At 64.0% G+C, this 15,522-nt stretch carries 14 protein-coding genes and 1 pseudogene; 6 read left to right on the plus strand and 9 right to left on the minus strand.

The features are described 5' to 3' along the window. Positions 1 to 197: 197 nt before the first annotated feature. The gene (locus CO669_RS32975; protein ID WP_097666544.1) at positions 198 to 1,991 is read right to left on the minus strand and encodes a potassium/proton antiporter; all 1,794 of its coding nucleotides are present in this window, start codon (positions 1,989 to 1,991) and stop codon (positions 198 to 200) included. A 207-nt stretch (positions 1,992 to 2,198) separates the two neighbouring features. Between CO669_RS32975 and CO669_RS32980 the strand changes: the two genes are divergently transcribed. Then, on the plus strand, positions 2,199 to 3,515 hold the full coding sequence (locus tag CO669_RS32980) for a mechanosensitive ion channel family protein (protein ID WP_097666546.1): 1,317 nt from the start codon (positions 2,199 to 2,201) through the stop codon (positions 3,513 to 3,515). A 119-nt stretch (positions 3,516 to 3,634) separates the two neighbouring features. Further along, the gene (gene map, locus CO669_RS32985; protein WP_097666548.1) at positions 3,635 to 4,453 is read left to right on the plus strand and encodes a type I methionyl aminopeptidase; all 819 of its coding nucleotides are present in this window, start codon (positions 3,635 to 3,637) and stop codon (positions 4,451 to 4,453) included. A gap of 14 nt (positions 4,454 to 4,467) precedes the next feature. Here map and CO669_RS32990 read toward each other — a convergent pair whose 3' ends face one another. Then, positions 4,468 to 5,064, minus strand: a complete 597-nt coding sequence (locus CO669_RS32990) for a bifunctional transcriptional activator/DNA repair enzyme AdaA (RefSeq protein ID WP_097666550.1) — start codon at positions 5,062 to 5,064, stop codon at positions 4,468 to 4,470. Positions 5,065 to 5,195: 131 nt separating this feature from the next. Here CO669_RS32990 and CO669_RS32995 point away from each other — a divergent pair, with 131 nt between their 5' ends. Both CO669_RS32995 and radC read left to right on the plus strand, forming a co-directional pair. Then, a complete protein-coding gene (locus CO669_RS32995) occupies positions 5,196 to 6,155 on the plus strand; it encodes a DMT family transporter (RefSeq protein WP_097666552.1) in 960 nt (319 codons plus the stop codon). Positions 6,156 to 6,195: 40 nt separating this feature from the next. Then, a complete protein-coding gene (gene radC, locus CO669_RS33000; protein WP_097666554.1) occupies positions 6,196 to 6,909 on the plus strand; it encodes a RadC family protein in 714 nt (237 codons plus the stop codon). A 179-nt stretch (positions 6,910 to 7,088) separates the two neighbouring features. On the opposite strand, the gene CO669_RS33005 is transcribed toward radC, so the two are convergent. Genes CO669_RS33005 through CO669_RS33015 form a run of 3 tightly spaced genes read right to left on the minus strand, consistent with a single transcriptional unit; the run spans position 7,089 to position 9,644 of the window. Further along, on the minus strand, positions 7,089 to 8,495 hold the full coding sequence (locus tag CO669_RS33005) for a hypothetical protein (protein ID WP_097666556.1): 1,407 nt from the start codon (positions 8,493 to 8,495) through the stop codon (positions 7,089 to 7,091). Beyond that, positions 8,492 to 8,881 (minus strand): hypothetical protein, encoded by a 390-nt coding sequence (locus CO669_RS33010; RefSeq protein ID WP_097666558.1) that lies wholly within the window; start codon positions 8,879 to 8,881, stop codon positions 8,492 to 8,494. Before CO669_RS33010 ends, CO669_RS33005 begins: the two co-directional genes overlap by 4 nt. Then, the gene (locus tag CO669_RS33015) at positions 8,874 to 9,644 is read right to left on the minus strand and encodes a hypothetical protein (protein ID WP_097666560.1); all 771 of its coding nucleotides are present in this window, start codon (positions 9,642 to 9,644) and stop codon (positions 8,874 to 8,876) included. The genes CO669_RS33010 and CO669_RS33015 overlap by 8 nt, the downstream gene beginning before the upstream one ends. Before the next feature lie 360 nt (positions 9,645 to 10,004). On the opposite strand from CO669_RS33015, the pseudogene CO669_RS33020 reads away from it, so the two are divergent. Beyond that, a pseudogene (locus tag CO669_RS33020) lies at positions 10,005 to 10,169 on the plus strand (JAB domain-containing protein); the annotation flags it as partial. A gap of 129 nt (positions 10,170 to 10,298) precedes the next feature. Next, positions 10,299 to 12,041 carry a S1/P1 nuclease gene (locus CO669_RS33025; protein WP_097666564.1) on the plus strand — a complete coding sequence of 581 codons (1,743 nt, stop codon included), beginning with the start codon at positions 10,299 to 10,301 and terminating at the stop codon, positions 12,039 to 12,041. A gap of 120 nt (positions 12,042 to 12,161) precedes the next feature. On the opposite strand, the gene CO669_RS33030 is transcribed toward CO669_RS33025, so the two are convergent. The 4 genes from CO669_RS33030 to CO669_RS33045 are packed head-to-tail and all read right to left on the minus strand — an operon-like array spanning position 12,162 to position 15,518. Beyond that, positions 12,162 to 12,884 carry an AprI/Inh family metalloprotease inhibitor gene (locus CO669_RS33030; protein WP_097666566.1) on the minus strand — a complete coding sequence of 241 codons (723 nt, stop codon included), beginning with the start codon at positions 12,882 to 12,884 and terminating at the stop codon, positions 12,162 to 12,164. Further along, entirely contained in the window at positions 12,884 to 13,873 is a 990-nt protein-coding gene (locus CO669_RS33035) for a 2-hydroxyacid dehydrogenase (RefSeq protein ID WP_097666568.1), read from the minus strand. Before CO669_RS33035 ends, CO669_RS33030 begins: the two co-directional genes overlap by 1 nt. Beyond that, positions 13,873 to 14,691 carry an ABC transporter permease gene (locus CO669_RS33040; protein WP_097666570.1) on the minus strand — a complete coding sequence of 273 codons (819 nt, stop codon included), beginning with the start codon at positions 14,689 to 14,691 and terminating at the stop codon, positions 13,873 to 13,875. The genes CO669_RS33035 and CO669_RS33040 overlap by 1 nt, the downstream gene beginning before the upstream one ends. Further along, the gene (locus tag CO669_RS33045) at positions 14,688 to 15,518 is read right to left on the minus strand and encodes an ABC transporter ATP-binding protein (RefSeq protein WP_097666572.1); all 831 of its coding nucleotides are present in this window, start codon (positions 15,516 to 15,518) and stop codon (positions 14,688 to 14,690) included. The genes CO669_RS33040 and CO669_RS33045 overlap by 4 nt, the downstream gene beginning before the upstream one ends. Between the last annotated feature and the right edge of the window lie 4 nt (positions 15,519 to 15,522).

The raw sequence follows: 15,522 nt of genomic DNA on the forward strand, positions 1-15,522 counted from the left end.
ACTTGACCAACGACCCACCTGTCAGTGATGTGTCCGAACAGGTGTCAGCCATGTCTCCGGACTAAACACGTGACCGGGGCATCCAGTACGCTGCGGCCTCTCGGTTCAGCCACCCCCGCCTCTGGAATACTGGATTGCCCCTTCGCGGGCAATGACACCGCGATTTTTGTCGCGCGCTTACCGTTCTCGCGAAGTGGCTAGACCCCCGCCACCGAGGCCCACATGTCCGAAAGCTTCTTCCGCACCGCCTGCGCGCGCGTCAGCGGCGGGGGCGTCTCGTCTTCTTCCGGCAGACGCAGGCCGACGAGGTTGACGCGGCCCCCGGAGATGCTGCGCGCGACCAGCACGATCTCGTCCAGCGCGAGTTCGGCGCCCTCCTTCGGCGCGCGGTCGAGATGGACGTCGAAATAGTCGGCGAGCGTCAGCTTGCCCTCATCCTCGCTCACCTTGACGCCGTAGATCCCGGCGAGCTCGGCCAGCGTGTGCTCGCCGGAGACCATGAAATCGCCGAGCAGATGCGGATCCGGCGCGGTGCTCGGCTGCATGTCGACGAAGAAGCGGTCGAGCGACTCGGCCTTTTCCGGCGGCGCCAGCAGGTAGATGTAGTCGCCGGGCGCGATCGGGTCGGCCTCCAGCGGTGTCAGGATGTTCTCGTTGCGGATCACCAGCGTCGGCTTGGACCAGGACGGGATCAGGCCGCGGCGGAAATACAGGCTCTTGGGCCGCACGGGATAACCGACCAGCTGCTGCTCGAGCTGGCCCGGCAGGTCCAGCTCGACACGGCGCGGGCCGCGCTCCGCGCGCGGCAGCGCGACGTGCAGCTTGCGCGCCGCCGGCGCCAGCGTCCAGCCCTGCAGCAGCAGCGAGATGATGACGACGACGAAGGCGACGTCGAAATAGAGATAGGCCTTGGACAGGCCGACCAGCATCGGGATCGAGGCCAGGAAGATCGCGACCGCACCGCGCAGGCCGGTCCAGGCGATGAAGGTCTTCTCGCGCCAGTTGAAGCGGAACGGCGCCAGGCAGGCGAACACCGCGATCGGCCGCGCGACCAGCATCAGCACGAGCGCGACGGCGACCGCCGGCACGATGCTGGCCCCCAGCCGGCTCGGCGACACCAGCAGGCCGAGCAGCACGAACATCACGATCTGTGCCAGCCAGGTCGCGGCATCGAGGAAGGCCACCACCGAATTATGCGCGCGCGTCGGCCGGTTGCCGATGATGATGCCGGCGAGATAGACCGCGAGGAAGCCGGAGGCATGCATCATCTGCGAGCCGCCGAAGATCACCAGGGCGCCCGTGGTCACGAACGGCGCGTGCAACCCCTGCGGCAGCGCCACCTTGTTGAGCGCGATGACGACGAGGCGTCCCCCAAGGAAGCCGACGACGGCGCCCAGCACCGCCTCCTGGATGAACTCCATCGCCACATGGCCCGCCGAGCTCGATCCCAGCGAGATGTACTCGACCAGCATGAGCGTGAGGAAGATCGCAAAGGGATCGTTGGTGCCGGATTCGGCCTCCAGCGTCGCGCCGACGCGCGGGCGCAGGCGCAGGCCCTGGGTGTGCACCAGCAGGAACACCGCGGCGGCGTCGGTCGAGGCCACCACGGCGCCGACCAGCAGCGATTCCGTCCAGTTGAGATCGAGCGCGAATTTGGCGAACGGCGCCGTGATCAGCGCGGTCAGCAGCACGCCGGCGGTGGCGAGGACCACGGACGGCGCCAGCACGGTGCGGATGCTGGCAAAACGCGTCTTCAGGCCGCCGTCGAACAGGATCAGCGCGAGCGCCACCGAGCCGACCAGATAGGTGGTGCGGACGTCGTCGAACTGGATCTGGCCCGGACCGGAATCGCCCGCGAGCATGCCGACCGCGAGGAAGACGAGCAGCAGGGGTGCGCCGAAGCGCAGCGCAAGCAGGCTCGACAGGATGCCGGCCATGACGAGGACGGCGCCGAGCAATATGGCGAGGCTGACGGAGTCGAGAGAGGCCATCCACCTTCCAGGTCAAAACGGCAGGAATGGCATCTGTATCGTCGCCGCCTGTGCACGCCAACCCATTTTCGCGTCTCGCGGCAATCTGCCCGTATTTTACGGCCTTAACGTACATCACATGCCGGTGTATCGATGGCCTGCCTGCGCCCTTTATGGGATTCTGCGGCTCCCTCGAATCAATTCCTTCCCTGCTTGCCGACGAGACCGATGGACATGGACCTCAAGGACTTCATGGAGTTCGTGCAGACCACCGCGCGCAGCGTCGGGGCTGAAATCTCCTCACCCTGGTTCTACCTGCAATTCGGCCTCATTCTCGCCGCGGCCGGCGTCGCCTATGCGGCGGAGACCGGCGTGCGCAACCGGATCGACATGACCGCGCTGACGATGCGCTGGCCGCTGCCGCTCCGGCACTTTGCCCGGGTGATGGTCTCCAGCGCCTCGACGGCCGTGTTCACGCTGCTCGTGATCATCTCGCGCCTCGTGATGTACCACGCGACCTGGCCGAGCCGCTCCTATCTCCTGATGGTCGCCGCCAAGCTCGGCCTGGCCTGGCTCGTGATCCGGCTCGTCACCTCGGTGCTGCGCAATGCCTTCATCGTCCGCCTGGTGTCGATCACGGCGTGGTTCATCGCCGCGCTGTCCATCCTCGGGCAGCTCGATACCACCGTCGACCTCTTGGATTCCTTCGCGATCGTGCTCGGCGGCCTCAGGCTGACCCCGCTCTTGGTGCTCAAGGCCGGCGCGCTGCTCCTCATCGCGCTCTGGGCCACCAACATCGCGAGCAATTTCGCCGAGAGCCGGATCAACGCGACCAGCGATCTGACGCCGTCGGTGCAGGTGCTGCTGGTCAAGATCATCCGCATCGGGCTGCTGGCCGTCGCCATCGTCATCGCGCTCGGTGCTGTCGGCATCGACCTTTCGGCGCTCGCGGTGTTCTCCGGCGCGGTCGGCGTCGGTATCGGTATCGGCCTGCAGAAGATCGTCGCCAACTTCATCTCCGGCATCATCCTGCTCGCCGACAAGTCGGTGAAGCCCGGCGACCTCGTCACCATCGGCGACAATACCGGCCGCATCAGCGCGATGAAGACGCGCTATATTTCCGTCGCCGCCGGCGACGGCCGCGAGTTCCTGGTGCCGAACGAGGATCTGGTGACGCAGAAGGTCGTCAACTGGACCTATACCGACAAGAACACGCTGGTGAAGATCGCCCTCGGCACCAATTACGACGCCGACCCGAAGCTGGTCTGCAAGCTCGCCGCCGAGACCGCGGAAGCCCATCCGCGCGCGCAAAAGGGCAAGCCGCCGACCTGTATCCTGACCGAGTTCGCCGAAGCCGGCATGAAGTTCTCGCTGACCTTCTGGATCGCCGATCCCGACGGCATGGACAAGGTCAAGAGCGACGTGATGCTGGCGCTGTGGGACGCCTTCAAGCGCGAGGGCATCCGGGTTCCCTATCCGGTCCGCGAAATCCGCATCCGCGGCGGCGCGCTGCCGGTGGAAACCACCGTAGAAGTCCCGAATTAGGCCCGCTTTCGGGCCCAAGGACCACGGTCGGCTTGCATGAAAGCCCGCAATCATTAAATTAGGGCCTGAAATCAAGCCTTTTCGCCGATATCGAGATCAGCCCGGAAGACCGCACAAGCATGAGCTACGTCGAAGCCACCGATACCTCGCTGCGCAAGACCGGACAGATCAAGCTGCATGGACCGACCGCCTTTGCCGGCATGCGCAAGGCGGGCGCGCTGGTGGCCAAGTGCCTCGACGAGCTCACCGACATCGTGGGCCCCGGCGTGCCGACCGAGCGCATCGACCAGTTCGTCCGCGACTTCGCCTTCAGCCACGGCGCCTTTCCGGCGACGCTGATGTATCGCGGCTATCGCTACTCGACCTGCACCTCGCTCAACCACGTGGTCTGCCACGGCATGCCCGGCGACCGTCCGCTGAAGGAAGGCGACATCGTCAACATCGACGTCACCTTCATCGTCGACGGCTGGTACGGCGATTCCAGCCGCATGTATGCGGTCGGCCCGATCGCCCGCAAGGCCGAGCGGCTGATCGAGGTGACCTATGAAGCGATGATGCGCGGCATCGCCGCGGTGAAGCCCGGCGCCACCACCGGCGACATCGGCCACGCCATCCAGAGCTTCGTCGAGCCGCAGGGCATGAGCGTGGTCCGCGATTTCTGCGGCCATGGCCTCGGGCGCATGTTCCACGACGAGCCGAACATCATCCATATCGGCCGGCCCGGCGAAGGCGTGCAGCTCAAGCCCGGCATGTTCTTCACCATCGAGCCGATGATCAATCTCGGCAAGCCGCATGTGAAGATCCTCTCCGACGGCTGGACCGCCGTGACGCGCGACCGCTCGCTGTCGGCGCAGTTCGAGCACTCCGTGGGCGTGACGGCGACGGGCGTCGAGATCTTCACGCTGTCGGAACGGCACGGCGAGAAGCAGATCGGGTGAGCCCGGCACAACGGCTACCGCCGGCGGCGGAATGACGATGGCGCCCTCTTGTAAGTCGCCGCAAAAGCGTCGTTGAAGCGACGAACGCTGCCGAAACCGGCAGCAAACGCGATCTCCGCCAAATTCATCTCGGTCTGGTCGATCAGGCGCTTGGCTTCCTGCACGCGGCGGGTCGCAGCGATCTCGCTCGGGCTCGCGCCGGCGTGCCGTATGAACAGGCGGAGCAGATGACGCGGCCCGACGCCGAGGGCTTCAGCCAGTTCCGTCGTTGATGACCGATCCAGGAAACCGTCGTTGATCATGCGCATGCCACGCGCAACGGTGGTGGCGGTCCCCATCCAGGCCGGCGACCCCGGCGCGGTTTCCGGCCGGCAGCGCAGGCACGGGCGAAAGCCGGCGCGCTCCGCAGCCGCCGCGGTTGCGTAGAAGGTGACGTTCTCCGAGCGTGCGGGGCGAACCGGACAGACCGGCCGGCAATAGATCCGCGTCGAGCGCACCCCCGAGAAGAACAGGCCGTCGAACGCGCGCGCACGCGAAAGGCGCGCCCGGTCGCAGGTGTCCCAGTCGAGATGCGGTGGCAGCGTTTGCCGCTGCGCCTGGCCTGTCGTCATCGCAGCAGAATAGACGCGGCATAGCGCACAGAGTAGCTGAAATCGGACTCGACCCGGCGATGAGGTCCGAATTCGGCCAGCCTGCCCCGCCGCCCCGGCTCATGGTGCCGAGCGCCGCAGGAGCAGATCGCATGAGCAAGCAAGCCGAACCGACGACGTCACGACCAACCACGCTCGCGATCGAGATCGGACTCTTGCTGCTGCTCTCGCTGATCTGGGGCAGCTCGTTCACGTTGATCAAGATCGCGATCCCGACAATTCCGCCCTTCACGATGGTCGCCGCGCGGGTGACGATCGCGGCCCTGCTCCTGATCCTGGTCGCCGCTGCGCAGGGACATGCCCTGCCCCGCCGCGGATCGGTATGGGCCGCCTTCTTCGTACAGGGGCTGCTGCAGAGCGCGATCCCCTTCACCCTGATCAGCTGGGGCGAGATGCATATCGCGAGCAGTCTCGCCGGCGTGCTCAATGCGACCCCGCCGATGTTCGTGTTGGCGATCGCCGTCATGACCGGACGCGGGCGGCAGGCAATCAGCGGCCGGAAGGTCGTCGGCGTTGCTCTCGGCCTTGCGGGCGTGGCCCTGACCATGGGCATCGATGCGCTGTCCGGAGTCGGCACAACTGCGCCCCTGGCGCAGATGGCCGTGCTCGGCGCCAGCCTCTGCTACGCGCTCGCGCCGATCTGGGGGCAGCGCTTCGCTGGGCTCCCTGCCATCGTCACGGCGGCCGGAGCGATGAGCTGCGCCGCGGTGCTGATGCTCCCGACCGCCGCCGTTCTCGAACAGCCGTGGGAGCTGGCACCGCCGCCCGCGCGGGCGATCGCCGCCGTGATCGCCCTGGCGATGGTTTGTACGGCCTTTGCGATGGTGATCTATTTCCGGCTGATCCACACGCTCGGTCCGCTCGGCACGACCAGCGGCAGCTATCTGCGCGCGGGCTTCGCCGTAGCGCTCGGCACCGCCATTCTCGGTGAGCATTTGACTTGGTCCAGCCTTGCCGGAATGGCACTCATTCTCGCGGGCGTGGTTGCAGTCACCGTACCCGCACTGGCATCGAACGTCTGGAAGCCCACCGGCGCGCCGGCCCGCAATTGACGGTTGCAAAAACAGAGGCCCCCGGCGATGCTGGCGGCCGATGCCTGCCAAGCCGGACCACGACAAGAGCAAGCCGGAGGACGCGCCGCATTATCACGGCCATCGCGAACGGCTGCGCGAGCGCTTTTACAATGCGGGCGCGGATGCGCTGAGCGATTACGAGCTGCTGGAGATGGCGCTGTTTCCGGCGCTGCCGCGGCGCGACACCAAGCCGCTGGCGAAAGCGCTCATCAAGACCTTCGGCTCGTTCGCCGAGGTCGTGCATGCGCCGGTGGCGCGCCTGCGCGAGGTCGACGGCGTCGGCGAGGCTGCGATCAACCAGCTCAAGTTGATTGCAGCAGCCGCGAGCCGCGTGACCAAGGGCGAGGTCAACAGCCGCAACGCGCTGTCGTCCTGGAACGAGGTGATCGACTATTGCCGTTCCAGCATGGCGTTTGCCGACAAGGAGCAGTTTCGGCTGCTGTTCCTCGACAAGCGCAACCAGCTGATCGCCGACGAGGTGCAGCAGACCGGCACGGTGGACCACACCCCGGTCTATCCGCGCGAAGTAATCAAGCGCGCGCTGGAGCTATCGGCGACCGCCTTGATCCTCGTGCACAACCACCCCTCGGGCGATCCGACGCCGTCGCAAGCCGATATCCAGATGACAAAAGCCATCATCGACATCGCCGCCCCGCTCGGCATTTCGGTGCACGATCACATCATCGTCGGCAAGAACGGGCATGCGAGTTTGAAGAGGCTGAAGCTGATTTGACGCCTGGGCAAGCCGCCCCTGTTGCAGACTCCACTTGATGTCTGTGTTTGGGGTAGGAGCGGAATCATTTGCCCGGCAGGCCATTTCTCGCTTTGACCCAACGCGGGCATAGGGGGAAGACTTCATTCTACATGATCTATCAGATCAAGCTTTATGCAACCGCGCGAAAGCCTGCTTAATCAGAAATCAAAATTTCGATCCTTAAGCCGTAGTCCAAGCTCGTCTGACATGAACCTGAATGCTCGGTCCTCCAGATAGGGGATCGGAAACGTACAGCGCCCCTTCAAGAGTACGCTCAGGATGGCGGCGTATAGCGCCGCTTTGTCCCAAACAGCGGGGTCAAGGCATGGTTGGCCTGGCGTGAACGCCGTGTGATTAATGTCGCCAAACTTGAAATCGACGCGCAGCCCCGGCAGGTGTCCCAACAATATTGCGTGCGAATAAAACCTGCCCACGAAATAGATTTCTGGGATCGTTTGGATTTGCTTTGTCAACCGCAAATGCGCATCGCTGAGGCCGACGAAAATGTCGGCAAAGTGCGCAGGCGCCGCCTCATCGATCGCCTGCCATCCCTGAGCGAACTTGCCGGTTCGCATCTGCACTCGCTTTTCATTGGCTGTTAGCGTGACGGCCGACAGCGGCAGTTTCCATAACGTGCAGAATTCATCGAGCAACAACTGCATCTGCTCGACATTGTTGGCACGGTCAGCGCGCCGACTGACGAAATCGGCGGCTGCGTGAAAGAAGGCAACTGGCGAGAGTCCGGGCTCGCTGCTGTCGCCCCGGCCGCCTTGCAACGATGTCCACAGCAGAAAAGCCATCATTCGGCCGATCTGTTCGCGGGCCTTGCTACGCTGTTGGATCAGTTCAACAAAGTCGTTGATCAGCCACATGTACTTGCGTGCGCTAGCCCCCCTGCGTACTAGCTGATCGAAAAGCACAATGCCCTCGTCGCCGAAAAGGTCGTGCGCGATATCGAGTTGCACCGTGCCGGCACTAGCCTCCAGCAGATGAATGTTGCTCATCCAGCCATAGATGCCGCGATCCGGCGCGCCCGCACGCTCCAGCCGTGAAGCAAGTGTAGTATAGCCTTCGATAAGGCGAGCTGCTCGAGGGGTCCACGATTGGATCGCGGGATGATCAACCGCAACAGGCATCGGAACGGACAGGCTAGTACTGACCTGCCACTTGCGAAGGTGCCCGACTAAGGGCAGTGCATTCTGATAGTAATTGAATTCAGCCGCTAGTATGTCCAGGCCGAATCCCGTCGACAGCAAGTCGTGTACATGCCGAGCCTCGTGAAAGAACGTGGACACGTATGCGACGAAGATCAATGCGGCACGACCACTCGGGTCATTTCGTTGGAATCGATCGAGGTCGGCATGCGCGATTGCATAGATGTCGTCGACCGTTTCCTTTTCGGGGGCCAACGCAATGTCCGGACCTCTGAGCCCCAGAAGTCGGCACACGGCTGCGCCCACTTCCGGCGGGGTCGGGCCAAGCGCGCTCTGATCTAGATCGAGATAGATGATCAGGGTGTCAGTCAGTGCCCGACCAAAGGCCTCCGAACCGGCGAGATGGCTCACCGCAGCGCCCTTTCGGCGATCATCTGCTGCAGCCGCGCCATGCTCTGAGGATCATCCACCACGAGGTTGTAGACTGCGCCATCCGGAAATCGCAACCGCACCGTCTTGCGCGCAAGCGCCTTGCGTTCCTGGAGCCTTTTGTGCACGAGTTCTCCGATGATCGCTCCGGTCAGCGCGATGGCAGCTTCGCCCGTGACCTTCAGCAGGAACCAGCCGATTGTTAAACCTGATACTGGATCGAACGTTAGGTCAGCCGAGGTGTCCCCTGAGACTTTTGGTTGTTTGAGATCGATGCTGGCGTCCTTGCCAAGATCCGCGACTACTCCTTCGACAAGCGCAGACGCACCGGTCGGAAGTTCTATCCCAATAGAAACCTGTTCAGTCATATGCGTGCGGCTCCTCGTTCCAACTAGCAAACAGTGTGTCAGCCTTATCGTCGGCCCCCAATGCGTGCAGCCGGGCGACAATCAACAACCTCTCCTCTAGCGATAGGCGCTGCGTCGTCAATTCTTTCTCCAGCTTTTCGGCGAGATCTGCATTTAAGCGCGCGAGGACAACGAGTGCACCACCCGCGTCCCTGCAGTGCAGGTAGCAGTGCGCCGCATTAACGAACAACCCCTCCCGTCCCTCTTCGTCGACGATCAGGTGCACGCTGGTTAAGCACTTGTCGAAATAGTACGCTGCATCGCGAAGATTTTCCCGCGACAGATTGACGTTCGCCATACCCGTATAGGCACCGAATCTTTCGCTGGTGCCGGTTGACAGCGGGGACACCAAGATTTCTTCATACAGGGTCTCTGCAAGGTCGCGTTCACCGACGCGAAAACACGTATTGGCCGCAGTCAGCATGTTCGCAAGCACCCTAGCTTGGTCTTTGCTCCTCGATGCCGCCCAGAGTGCCAGTCTAGCGGCCACCAGAGCATGCTCGGTGTTGACCGCGATGTGCTCCGTGTAAATGCCCATCTGCCATGCGACCCAGGGCGTGACAGGGATGTTTAGTGCGTCCAAAAAGGCGTTATCCAGCGGCGCATGTTGTTCGGCTAGCGTGACCAGCGTCGTGAGTGCAGCACGGTCGGTCTCGAGGTCGTTGGAAGCCGGCCCGGGCGAGCCTGAAATACTGTACGCCCGCGATGTCCATTCTTCCGCCATTCCGAAGCTCTTTGCTGCAAAATCAAACTCGATTTGCGAACCCCCACGATTGACGGGTAATCATGGCACACATTATGGCGTCCTTGAACAGCCTAGGTGTTTGCGTCGAACATCCCCGTATCTGCCTAGTCCGTTCATGGCATATCTGCGATATCATACACGGGTTCGGCGATGTCCGTTATGCTCGCCCAAGCAGACTCGAAAATGCAGTGAGCCGGTGTGCTCCAAAAGGATCGACCGTGACGTAACGCGTGTTGGCGGGATGATCACGAGCCGTCACCGATTACAGCCCCTATTTCCGTCGCCGTTCGCAGACGCGGTTCGTGTAAATTTCTCAATGCGATAGGTGGCTTCCAGCGTGTCCTGAACAACCACCCCTCGGGCGATCCCTCGCCCTCGCAGGCCGACATCCAGATGACCAAAGCGATCATCGACATCGCCAAGCCGCTTGGGATTGCCGTGCACGACCACATCATCGTCGGCAAAAGCGGGCATGCCAGCCTGCGCGGGATGCGGTTGATTTAGGGCGAGGCGACGCCTAATCTAACGAAGATTGTAGTAATTGCGTCACACGATTTAGGATAGCGTCATAGCCGACACCGCCGCGCCGGCGCGCGGGCTCGTTTTCATGTCCCATTATTTCGGAGACCGCCCATGGCCGCTCGGATTGTTGTCCTTGCCGCGATCGCCTTCATCAGTTTCAGCGAGCGCGCCTTCGCCTGGGCTTATCAGGGCCATGAGGTAACCGGCGCCATCGCCGATCAGTTGCTCAAGGCCAACGCCAAGGAGCAGGTCGCCGCCATTCTCGGCGTCGAGCTTCGCGTCGCTGGGCCCTGGGCCGATTGCGTGCGGAGCGTGGCACGCCTGCCCGACGGCAGCTTCAAATACGCGCCGACGAAGCCCGAATACCGCATCCCCTGCGCGGCCTTCGAGACCCCGGCAGAGATTGCGCGGATGGAGGACTATGTGTCCCGCAACTGGCTGGATTGCGACTACGCGAAAGGTCACGGTTGCAACGAGACCTATCATTTCGCCGATGTCGCCATCCAGCACGACGATTACAAGCGCGGCTATGTCGGCACCAGCAACCACGACATCGTCGGTGCCATCAACGCCGCGATCGCGGTGCTCCGCGGCCAGCCGGCGCCGCTGCCGTTCTCCATCCGAGACAAGAAAGAAGCCTTGCTTCTGCTCGCGCATTTCGTCGGCGACCTGCACCAGCCGCTGCATGTCGGCGCCGTCTACCTCGACCGATCCGGCCAGCTCGTCGATCCTGACCAGGCAGGACTTGATTCCGCGACGGAGACGCTGGGCGGCAATTTGCTCGGCCCTGCCGAGAACAATCTGCACGCCCAGTGGGACGCGATTCCGGCGGATCTCGCCGAAACCGCAAGTCCCGACCTGATCAAGAAGGCGAAGGCGCTGAGCACGACGGCGGGCCCCATCGACGCCATGGCCGCGACGTGGGCAAGCGATACAGTCATGGCCTCGCATGCCGCCTTTGCCGGCCTCACCTTCTCCGGCGCGGATCGCGGCCGCTGGGACGTGCATGTCGCGGACCCGCCGGCCTATGCGGCCCGAGAGGACAATCTGAAACGCGACCAGCTTGCCAAGGGTGGCGCGCGTCTTGCGCAAATCCTCAACACCATCTGGCCGACGCCCACCGACAAGACCACCGCGTGCACCCTGACCAACATCTGCTATTGCGTCACGACGACCCACCGCGACGCCATCACCGCCAATGTCGCCAGAGTCCGGCAGCTGCTCGCCGACCAGCGCGCGACCGGAAAGATGACGGGCTATCTGAGTATCCCGCTCTCGACCCTGGGCGGCAGCTATTTCGGCGTGAACCGGGAGGTGGCGCAACGAACCAAGGAGCGGATCGAGCAACGATTTGGCGCGACCTCGACCTGGGTTCTCAATCCGGGCGCGGAGGGCAATCTGCCCGAGACGGCCACGGGCGCGGACTACATGTACATGTGGACGCAGATCCTCGAAGGCCGCGGAGGGTATGGCGAGGACTTCGACTTCTTCTACTTCACGGGCCCCGCCGACTTCGCGCAGTTCTTCGGCCTCACCGGGATCAACGATGCGGACAGGATCGAAGCCTATTTCGATCAGCGGCTCGGAACAGACCCCGACCTGATGAAAGCCGTCACCGCCGGCAAGCTCAGCAAGCGAGGCTTCCGCAACCACTACGCGCTGCGCGCCGCGGTGACGTTCAGCTACGGCTCGCACGACGAATGGAACATCGTCGAGTTGCTCAATCAACGCCGGCGCGGGTCCGATCAGTTCGGCATCGGCAACCAGATCGGAGTGCTGTTTGACGGGCGCGCGGTCACGCCGGGTGATTTCGAGGCCGGCGCGGCCGCTGGCACCGTCGGACGCTGCAACTGACGCGGCTCGCCCGGGAGCAAGACATCGGAGCGATTCGGAACGGCGGCGTTGCCTTTGAGATCGATCGCGGCGTCGTTGCCGGCACCGGCCACGGCGCCGCGGACCGTGGCGCGGGGCCGCCTACTGACGCAGCATGATCAGGGGATCGGCGGTGTCGGGGACGCGCCGCCATTGCGCATTGTCGTCGGCCTCGAACTGCCAGGTCCCGCCTGATTTCGACATCAGGATGATCTGGCCGCGCTCAAGCCGCCATTGCGTCGGGTTGAACTGCGCGATGGCCGCGTCGCATTTCGGCTTGAGGAAGACCTGGAAATTATCCGGCGTCGCCTCGGTGTTGGTCAGCGTCAAGCCGCACACCGGCTGGCCGTTGCCGCGCACCATCGCCCAGTCGCCGATCATCTGGTCCATCGACTTGGCCATCGAGCGAGCTGCAGCGAGATCCTGCAGGATGTAGACGCCTTCGCCCTGGCGCAGGCCTTCGAAGATGCCGGCCTCGACCTCGGTGAAGTCGATCACGGCTTCACCGCTCGCGTCCTGCAGGCGGACGATGTCGAGGCCCCTGACACTCCAGGCAACGATGTCCTTCGTGAAGGGCAGCGCGGTCTTGCAGGCCGGCTCGAGCTCCAGCTTGAAGCCCTGGCCTGCGGCGTCGCCCTTCATCGTGACGACGCAGGTCTTGCTGCGCTCGGTGGTCGAGAGCTCCCACTGGCCGGGCATCGATTTCTTCAGGGTCGTCGTATCCTGCGCATGCGCGATACCGATCGCGGCCAGGTGAGCCGCGACGGCGCCGATCGCGGCCAGGCGGGCCGCGACGGCGAATGCAACGACCCGAAGAGCTGTCATCAGCGCCCCTTGAACGGCGTTTCGGCGACCGGCGTCAACGGTGCCTTGCCGGCGAACCAGGATTTGAGATTGTCGACCACGAGCTGGTCCATCGCGTTGCGCGTCACCACGGAGGCCGAACCGATATGCGGCAGCAGCACGACGTTCTGCATGGTCTTGAGCTCGTCCGGCACGGTCGGCTCGGCCGCGAACACATCGAGGCCGGCAGCGAGGATGGTGCCGGACTTCAGCGCCTGCACCAGCGCCGGCTCGTCCACCACCGAACCGCGCGCCACGTTGATCAGCACGCCGCGCGGGCCGAGCGCCTTCAGCACCTCGGCATTGATCATCTTGTTGGTGGAGGCGCCGCCGGGCACGATCACCATCAGGGTGTCCACCGCCTTCGCCATCTCGATCAGATCCGGGTAGTGCTTGTAGGAGACGTCCTTGGACGGGTTGCGCGAGTGATAGACCACCGGCACCAGCGAGGCATCGAGCCGGCGCGCGATGGCCTGGCCGATCCGGCCCATGCCGACGATGCCGACCTTGCGGTCGCGCAACGAGCCGACGCTGAGCGGATAGTTCTGCGTCTGCCACAGCCCGGAGCGCACGTAGCGGTCGGCCTTGATGAACTCGCGCAGGGTCGAGATCAAAAGGCCCATCGCGACGTCGGCGACCTCCTCGGTCAGCACGTCGGGCGTGTTGGTGACGATGATGTTGTGCTCGGCCGCGTATTTGGCGTCGATATGGTCGTAGCCGACGCCGAAGCTCGCCACCATCTCGATCTTGGGCAGCTGCGACAGCGAATCCTTGTCGGCGCGGACCGTGTGATAGGTCACGGCGACGCCGCGGATCTTGTCGCGGATCGCAGGCGTCAGGCGCTCGAGGTCGCCGCGCGTCTCGGCCTTGTGCACGACAAAATGATCGGAAAACCCGTTCTCGAGGATCGGCCGCACCGGCCCATAGATCAGAAGGTCGATCTTTTCGGACGAAATCGAACCGGCAGCCATCAGTTTTCCTTTCCAAGAGCGCTCTCATGCCAGCGCCGCAAAACGAGGTGGGAAACTAGCGCCAGCACCCCATAGATGACAATCCCGGCCAGCGACAACAAAAGCAGCGCTGCGAACATGCGGGGTATGTTCAATCGATAGCCGGATTCGGCGATCCTGTAGGCGAGCCCGGAGCCGGCGCCCGCCGTTCCCGCCGCAATCTCGGCGACGACCGCGCCGATCAGCGACAGGCCGCCGGCGATACGCAGGCCGCCCAGAATGTAGGGCAGCGCCGCGGGCAGCTTGAGGAAGCGCAGCGTCTGCGGCTTTGAGGCGCCATAGAGCTGGAACAGGCCGGCGAGGTTGCGATCGACCGAATTGAGCCCGAGCGTGGTGTTGGACAGCACCGGGAAAAAGGCGACGATGAAGGCACAGACCACGACCGCTGTCTGCTGTTCCAGATAGATCAGGAGCAGCGGCGCGATCGCGATCACCGGGGTGACCTGGAGCACGATCGCATAGGGGAACAGCGAATATTCCACCCATTTCGACTGGTTGAACAGCAGCGCCAGCGCGATGCCGCCGACGCTCGCCGCGACAAACCCTTCGAGCGTGGTCAAGAGCGTGGTGGCGAGCGATTGCGACAGCACCGCCCAGTCCTTGATCAGGGTCAGCACGATCACGGACGGCGCCGGCAGCACGTAAGGGGGGATGCCCTTGATGCGGACCACCAGCTCCCAGGCGATGAGACCGGCCGCGAACACGATGACGGGAAGCACCAGGCGCATCGCGCGTTGCACGCCTTGCGGCTTCGTGGTTGCGGTCGCCTGCGCACTCATAGCGTCGATTGCCCTGAATAGGACGGCGCCAGCGCCGCCGACACTTTCCGGCAATAGTCGGAATAGGCGGCGGAGGTGCGAAACGCCTCGCCGCGCGGCTCGACCGTCTCGATGCGGATGTCGGCCTGGATGCGGCCCGGCCGCGCCGTCATCACCACCACGCGCTGCGACAGATAGACGGATTCGAACACCGAATGGGTGACGAAGATGACGGTCTTGCCGAGCTTGCGCCACAACGCGAGCAGATCGTTGTTGAGACGGAAGCGCGTGATCTCGTCGAGCGCGGCGAACGGCTCATCCATCAAGAGGATACCCGGATCGGTGACGAGCGCCCGCGCCAGCGACACCCGCATCTTCATGCCGCCGGAGAGCTCGCGTGGAAAGGCATCGGCAAAATCGGCAAGCCCGACGCTCGCCAGCGCCGCATCGGCCCGCGCGCGCGCATCCGCCTTGGGTACGCCGGCAAGCTTCAGCGGCAGCCGCACGTTCTCGCGCACGCTGGTCCAGGGCATCAAGGTCGGCTCCTGAAACACGAAACCGATGCCGTGACCTGGCAGAACTTGCCCTGGCAACGCCTCGCCCTCGTGGCGCGCCACCCGCACGATCCCGGAGGACGGCGCGCTGAGCTCCGCGATCAGCCGCAGCACCGTCGACTTGCCGCAGCCGGAGGGGCCCAGCAGCGAGATGAACTCGCCCTTGCGCACCGCGAGGTCGAACGGCCCGAGCGCCATGACGCCGTTGTCGTAGGTTTTCGTCACGGCACGCAGGCTGACGGCGAGATGCGTCAGGCCGGTCTCGACGGCGGACGAGGTTTTGCCTGGCGACATCGAC

The organism is Bradyrhizobium sp. Y36, from assembly GCF_002531575.1.
Classification (GTDB): Bacteria; Pseudomonadota; Alphaproteobacteria; order Rhizobiales; family Xanthobacteraceae; genus Bradyrhizobium.